Source organism: Streptomyces sp. SPB074 (assembly GCF_000154905.1).
Classification (GTDB): Bacteria; Actinomycetota; Actinomycetes; order Streptomycetales; family Streptomycetaceae; genus Streptomyces.
Genome location: NZ_GG770539.1, coordinates 1,758,676 through 1,765,922, shown reverse-complemented (window position 1 = coordinate 1,765,922; position 7,247 = coordinate 1,758,676). Strand labels below are relative to the sequence as shown.

Annotated in this window: 3 protein-coding genes; all 3 read left to right on the top strand. The window is 72.3% G+C overall.

From position 1 onward, the window contains the following. Nucleotides 1-79: 79 nt before the first annotated feature. The gene (locus SSBG_RS06960) at nucleotides 80-1,087 is read left to right on the top strand and encodes a methionine synthase (protein ID WP_008745496.1); all 1,008 of its coding nucleotides are present in this window, start codon (nucleotides 80-82) and stop codon (nucleotides 1,085-1,087) included. Between the two features lie 61 nt (nucleotides 1,088-1,148). After that, a complete protein-coding gene (gene ligA, locus SSBG_RS06955; RefSeq protein WP_008745495.1) occupies nucleotides 1,149-3,605 on the top strand; it encodes an NAD-dependent DNA ligase LigA in 2,457 nt (818 codons plus the stop codon). A gap of 952 nt (nucleotides 3,606-4,557) precedes the next feature. Continuing rightward, nucleotides 4,558-6,894, top strand: coding sequence for a putative bifunctional diguanylate cyclase/phosphodiesterase (locus SSBG_RS06950; protein WP_420790264.1), 2,337 nt, complete (start codon nucleotides 4,558-4,560; stop codon nucleotides 6,892-6,894). Nucleotides 6,895-7,247: the final 353 nt, after the last annotated feature.

Here is a 7,247-nt window from a genome sequence, read left to right as displayed (position 1 = left end):
ACCGCCCGGGGCCACCTGACGCGGGAGGGCCGCTCGTCCCCGTACATCCGCACCCCCGGGCCCCGCCTACGCTTACCGCGTGACCGCATCAACGCCCTCCCTGACCTGGCCCTCCGCGACCGCGATCGGCTCGTTGCCCGGAACCGACGCCCGCGAGGCCGCCCGCGCCGCGACCGGCTCGTTCGAGGACTTCCCGTATCTCGCCGAGCTGCCCGCCCGGGGCCCCGGCGCGGACATGATCGGCCGCACCACGGGGCTCCTCGCCGAGATCTGGGCGCACCTCGAACCGAGCGGCTGGCGCGTCAGCGATCGTCCGGGGCGCGACACCCGGCGCGCGCGTTCCTGGCTCGGCGAGGATCTCGACGCCTTGGAGGAGTTCACGCAGGGCCACGACGGGTTCGTCAAGGTGCAGGCCGTGGGCCCGTGGACGCTCGCCGCCTCGCTGGAGCTGCGCGGCGGCGAGGCCGCGCTCTCCGACCCCGGCGCCGTACGCGATCTCGCCGCCTCGCTCACCGAGGGGCTGCGCGCCCACGTCGCCGACGTGCGTCGCCGCGTCCCCGCCGCCACCGTCGTCCTCCAGTTGGACGAGCCCTCGCTCACCGCCGTCCTCACCGGCACCGTCCCCACCGCGAGCGGCTACCGCACCCACCGCGCCCCCGACCGCCAGCTTGTCGAGTCGACCCTGCGCGACGTCCTCGCCGTCACCGGAGGCCCGACCGTCGTCCACTCCTGCGCCCCGCACGTCCCCTTCGCGCTCCTGCGCAGGGCGGGCGCGGACGCCCTCTCCTTCGACTTCTCGCTGCTCACCGAACGTGATGACGAGGCGATCGGGGAGGCCGTAGAGGCCGGGACGCGACTCTTCGCGGGTGTCGTGCCCGGCAGCGACACGGCATTGTCCGACCCTGCCGGTAGCGTCATGGGGGTCAGGTCGTTGTGGCGCAGGCTGGGGCTCTCACCGGCGATTCTTCCGCGTTCCGTGGTGGTCACGCCGAGCTGCGGGCTCGCGGGTGCCCCGCCCGCGTACGCCCGCGCCGCCATGGCGCACTGCGTCCGCGCCGCACGTTCGCTCGCGGACCACCCGGAGTGACGACCGGGGCGAGGGGACCGAAGTGACCACGGGCACGCACGGGGATACGGGAGGACGCACGATGGCAGGCGAGAAGACGACGCGGGACGCGCGGGACGGCGCGGCGCAGGCGGAGGTCCCGGAGACCGTGGGGACGGACACGGGGAGCGCCGACGAGGCTTCGACGGCGGATGCGACGGACGCGACGGGGGCCGCCGCCGACGTGCCCGCCGAGGTGCGCGAGGAGCACAGCCGTGTCGCGCGCGAGGTGGACGAGCACCGCTACCGGTACTACGTCAACGACCAGCCCGTCGTCAGCGACGCCGACTTCGACGCGCTGCTGCGCCGGCTCACCGCCCTGGAGGAGGAGCACCCCCAGCTCCGTACGCCCGACTCGCCCACCCAGAAAGTCGCGGGCGACTACCAGCAGTTCACGCCCTTCGCCTCCGTCGAGCACCGCGAGCGGATGCTCTCGCTCGACAACGTCTTCGACGACGAGGGCCTCGCCGCCTGGGCCGAACGGCTCGCCAAGGAGGTCGGCGCACCCGGCTACCACTACCTGTGCGAGCTCAAGGTCGACGGCCTCGCCGTCAACCTCACGTACGAGAACGGGCGGCTCACGCGCGCCGCGACACGCGGGGACGGCCGTGTCGGCGAGGACATCACACCCAACGTACGGACCATCTCGGACATCCCCGAACAACTCGCCGGGGAGCGCGTCCCCGAGCTGGTCGAGGTGCGCGGCGAGGTCTACTTCCCGATGGAGGACTTCGAGGCGCTCAACGCGCGCCTCGTCGACGCGGGCGAGAAACCCTTCGCCAACCCGCGCAACGCGGCGGCCGGTTCACTGCGCCAGAAGGACCCGAAGGTCACGGCGACCCGCCCCCTCCACATGGTCGTGCACGGCATCGGCGCCCGCGAGGGCTTCACGATCGACCGCCTCTCGCACGCCTACGAACTGCTCCACGAGTGGGGCCTGCCCACCGCGAAGCACAACAAGGTGGCCGACTCGCTCGACGGCGTGCGCTCCTTCATCCGCTACTACGGCGAGCACCGGCACTCCGTCGAGCACGAGATCGACGGCGTCGTCGTCAAGCTGGACGAGATCCCCCTCCAGGGCCGCCTCGGCTCCACCTCGCGCGCCCCACGCTGGGCCACGGCGTGGAAGTTCCCGCCCGAGGAGGTCAACACCAAGCTCGTGGACATTCGTGTGGGTGTCGGCCGCACCGGCCGCGTCACGCCGTACGCCGTGGTCGAGCCCATCGTCGTGGCCGGCAGCGAGGTCGAGTTCGCGACGCTTCACAACCAGGACGTCGTCAAGGCGAAGGGCGTCCTCATCGGGGACACCGTCGTGCTCCGCAAGGCGGGCGACGTCATCCCGGAGATCCTCGGCCCCGTGGCCGACCTGCGGGACGGCAGCGAACGCGCCTTCGTCATGCCCGCCGAGTGCCCCGAGTGCGGCACGCCGCTGCGCGCGATGAAGGAGGGCGACATCGACCTCCGCTGCCCCAACGCACGCTCCTGCCCGGCCCAGTTGCGCGAGCGGATCTTCTACCTCGCGGGCCGCAAGAGCCTCGACATCGAACACCTGGGATACGTGGCCGCCACCGCCCTCACCCAGCCGCTCGAACCGAGCGAGCCCCCCCTGCGCGACGAGGGCGACCTCTTCGACCTCACCGCCGAGGAACTGCTCCCGATCCGGTCCTACGTCCTCGACCAGGACTCCGGGCTCCCCAAGCGCGACCCGGTGACCGGCGAAGAGAAGATCGTCACCTTCTTCGCCAACAAGGAGGGTGTCGCGAAGAAGAACGCCCTCTCCATGCTGGAGAACATCGAGGCCGCCAAGCAGCGGCCCCTCGCCCAGATCCTCACCGGCCTCTCCATCCGCCACGTCGGCCCGGTCGCCGCCGCCGCCCTCGCCCGCGAATTCCGCTCCATCGACCGGATCTTCGCGGCCGAGGAGAACGAACTCGCCGAGACCGAGGGCGTCGGCCCGACCATCGCCGCCTCGCTCAAGCAGTGGTACGACGCGGAGGAGAACGACTGGCACCGCGAGATCCTCCGCAAGTGGAAGGCGGCGGGCGTCCGCATGGAGGCCGACGAGTCGGAGACCGACAGCGGCCCCCGCCCCCTCGAAGGACTCACCGTCGTCGTCACCGGCACCCTGGAACGCTGGACCCGTGACGCCGCTAAGGAAGCACTCCAGTCGCGTGGCGCGAAAGTGACGGGTTCGGTGTCGAAGAAGACCTCGTTCGTCGTGGTCGGCGACAATCCCGGCTCCAAGTACGACAAGGCGCTGTCATTGAAGGTCCCGGTCCTGGAGGAGGACGGCTTCGCGATCCTCCTGGACCAGGGCCCGGAAGCGGCCACAGAGGTGGCGGTCCGGCCGGCCGAGGAGACGGACGCCGAGGAGACGGACGCCGGGAAGACGGGCGCCGAGAAGGCGGAGGGGGCGCAGGCGGAGGCGGCGGTCGCCTCGGAGGCCGAGACGACCGAGAAGACGGAGCGGGCAGCGACGAACGGGAAAGAGGACGAGTAGGGAGCGCAAGGAGGGCAGGGGGACCAAGCGCGGCAGATGAGGTGTGGGGGAGCGGGAGAGCTGGGCACTATTACGGAGACAGGGCGGGGAAGCTCGGCGCGTCGCGTCCGGGAGCCCGCGGAACCTCGGGCGTAGGCGAACGGGCGCCGTCGGAGGGGTGGTTGCCGGGGCGTTGGCCACTGGGGCCGACGTGCCGGGGGCGGGTGACGGTCCGCCCGTTCGGTGCATACCAGACGCATCCGTAAGGCCGGGGCGCATTCGGGCAACCCCGTGCTACGCCTGCCCCAGGAGGCCGTTCGCGGCCTAGTGTGGACTGGCGCGCCCGCCGTCTCCGCCCGCGAGGCCCGGAACGAGGGCTCCGCACCGAAGGCTTCGGGCCGGGGTACGGGTACCGCCGGTGGTGAGAGGGACGGGAATGGAACCGACCGAGAGCGTCGCCCCAGTCTCCAGGCTGCGGCAGCGGACGCGCCAAGCCCTGCGAAGACTGCGCACGCTCACGGAAAGGGACCCCGTGCCCCCCGCCCGTACCCCGCCACCCCCGCACGCCGGTCCCCCCATACCCACCGACGCCCCCGACCCACCGGAATCCTCCGCCCCCCGCCCCTCCCTCCCGTATCGCCCGACCCCACCTCCCGGGAGCCCCGGATTCCTGACGGGCCCCGCTCGGCGCGCGCGGGAAGCCGGCGCGGCAGACGGCCACGACGGTCAGGCCCCGGAGGGCCGTGGGGCTCGTGAGACGGCGGCGGGCGATGCCGGGCCGGTGGCGCACGAGGATGGGATGGCCGTACCGGAAGCCGAGGGCGCGGGGCGCCTCCCTGAACCCGGAGCGGACGAGCCGCAAGGCGCGGCGAGTCGGCCTGCGTCTGTAGCACCCGGAACCGAGGTCGTGGCGCCGTGGTCCGAGTCCGCGCCACCTGGTTCTGAGCCCGTGGCGCGGGAGCCCTCGTCCGCAGTGCGTGACACGGAGTCGGCTGTGCGTCGGGCCGTGTCGCGAGTGCGGCGCGCGCTCAAGGGCGAAGCGCGGCCAAGCGAGACCGGTATGTCTCGGGCAGGGCGCGGACCGCTCGGGGGCAGGGGCGTAGCGCGGGTGAACGAGACGCGTGGCCAAGGGGCAGGCCCGTACGGAGGCACATCCGGCGACAAGCCCGGCGGCGCGCGCGGCGGCATCAGCCGGGCCACGCCGGAAAGCGTGTACGAGTGCCGTGCCACCCGCCCGAGGCGGGCAGGCGCGACCGGCGGGCGGGTGCTGCCCGCGCTGCCCGCAGCGGTCGTGGCACTTGCGGCGGCGCTCCTCGGCACCGGGGTCGTCCGCGCTCTCGGTACCCGACACGGGCTTTTCCCCGGTGGCGTCGACGGCTGGTCCCTCGCCCTGCTGACCGGCCTCATCGTCGGCCACCTCGTCGCTCTCGGCAGAGACCGCTGGTGGGGCGGCACCGGCTCCGGCGCCGCGCTCACTCTCGCGGTACTGCTTCTGTACGGCTGGTTGCCCGCCGTGCTCGTGAGCCTCACCGTCGTGGTCCTCGTGGGGCTCGCCCGCAGGCATCGCTGGCGCCGGGGCGTCCTGCACGGGGCCGTGGACGTCCTCGGCAACGTCGCCGGAGCCCTCGTCCTGGCGGCCTTCGGCGTCATGCCGAGCGTCGAGCAGCCGTGGCACCCGGAGCAGTGGGACCTCTACACCGTCCCCGAACTCCTCCTCGCCGGTCTCGCCTACCTCCTTGTCACGCGCGTCCTGCTGTGGCTGCTCCACACCCCCCGGGTCCCGCGCCTGCCCACCACGACGCGCACGGCGTTGCACCGGCAGTTCCTCGTCGCGGTGGCCCTCCTCGGTATCGCGCCCCTCATCTGCGTCGTCGCCGCCTACCGGCCCCTGCTGCTCCCCCTGTTCGCCATTCCGCTCTACGCTCTCGACACCTCCCTGTGGATGGCGCACGCCCGAGCCGAGGAGCAACTGCGCGATCCCCTCACCGGACTGCCGAACCGGCAGTGGCTCCTCGAACGCATCTGGACCGCGCTCGACGCCGCCGAACGTCAGGGCGGCCGGATCGCCTTGCTCCTGATCGACCTCGATCGCTTCCGTTCCGTCAACGACACACTCGGGCACCTCGCTGGTGACCGTCTCCTCCTCCAGGTCGCGGAACGGCTCCGCGTCTCACTGCCGCGCGAGGCGGAGGCCGCCCGGCTCGGCGGGGACGAATTCGCGATACTCCTTCCTGCCACCGACTCGACCACCGCCGCCCAGCGCCTGGCCCGTCGCCTCGTCGGCGAACTCGGCTCCCCTCTCGACCTCGACGGGCTGACGCTCGTCCTGGAGGCCAGCGCCGGTGTCGCCGTCTTCCCCGATCACGCGCTCGACGCCGAAGGGCTGCTGCGGCGCGCGGACGTGGCGATGTACCAGGCCAAGCGCGACCGCACAGGCGTCGAGGTGTACGAGTCGAAGCGCGACTCCAACACCCCTGACCGGCTGGGCCTCCTCGGCGACCTCCGGCGGGCTCTCGACACCGGCGATGTCGAGCTCCACTACCAGCCGAAGGTGCGTTTCGACGGCGAAGTAGCCGGCCTGGAGGCCCTCGTGCGCTGGGTGCACCCAGAGCGGGGAAAGGTTCCTCCGGACGAGTTCATCGCCATCGCCGAGAGCAGCGGCCTCATGCCGTACCTGACGGAGTACGTGCTGGAGACCGCGCTCGGCCAGGTCGCGCGCTGGCGCGCGCAGGGCCTCTTCGTGCCCGTCGCGGTGAACGTCTCTCCCCGTGACGTCCACACGCCGGGCTTCGCGGGAGCCGTTGCGGGACGCCTCGCACGGCACGGCGTCCCGCCGGGCGCCCTCCAGCTGGAAATCACCGAGCACGTGCTCCTCGAAGACCCCCAGCGCGCGGCGGACACTCTCGCCGGCCTCACCGGGCACGGCGTGAAGATGTCCCTCGACGACTTCGGCACGGGTTACTCCTCCCTTGTCCACCTGCGCCGCCTCCCCGTGAGCGAGCTGAAGATCGACCGCTCGTTCGTCGCCCGTCTCGCCATCGACACCGAGGATGCCGAGATCGTGCGCTGCACCGTGGATCTCGCCCACTCCCTGGGTCTCGTCGTCGTCGCCGAGGGCGTCGAGGACGACGAGACGTGGGAGAGGTTGCGCGACCTCGGTTGTGACGCGGTCCAGGGCTGGCTGGTCTCTGCCGCGATGCCCCCGGAGGAGACCACCGCCTGGCTGCGTGCACGAGGCGCCGCGCGCGGTCGCGAGCCCCGCGCGGCGTGCCCGCCGCAGGTCCGGGGAGGTGGGACCGTGGCGGGCTGAACCGGTAACCCTCGTCGCCTCCCGTGTCGTGGTGTCGCTGGGAGAGGCCGGACGGAGCACTGTGCTTGGTGCTTGGGTGAGGCACCGGTTCCTGCACTGGAGCCACCATGGCACACCTCGTGCCGACCCCGCTTTGCGCCGAGATTTCCACAACCCATAAGGGTGAGAGCTTTTTCGTGAATGGCGAAGTTGTTCACAGATGCGTGGAATTGGTGAGGGGCGGGGTGCGGGGGGTGGAAGACTTGTAATCGGGGCGCCCCCCTGGGAGGGCGGGGGCTGCGCTCACCTCGCGTGCGAGCCCCCCTGCGCCCCCAGCGCCAGGTCCGCACCCTCAAGGCGCCCCCACCCCGCCA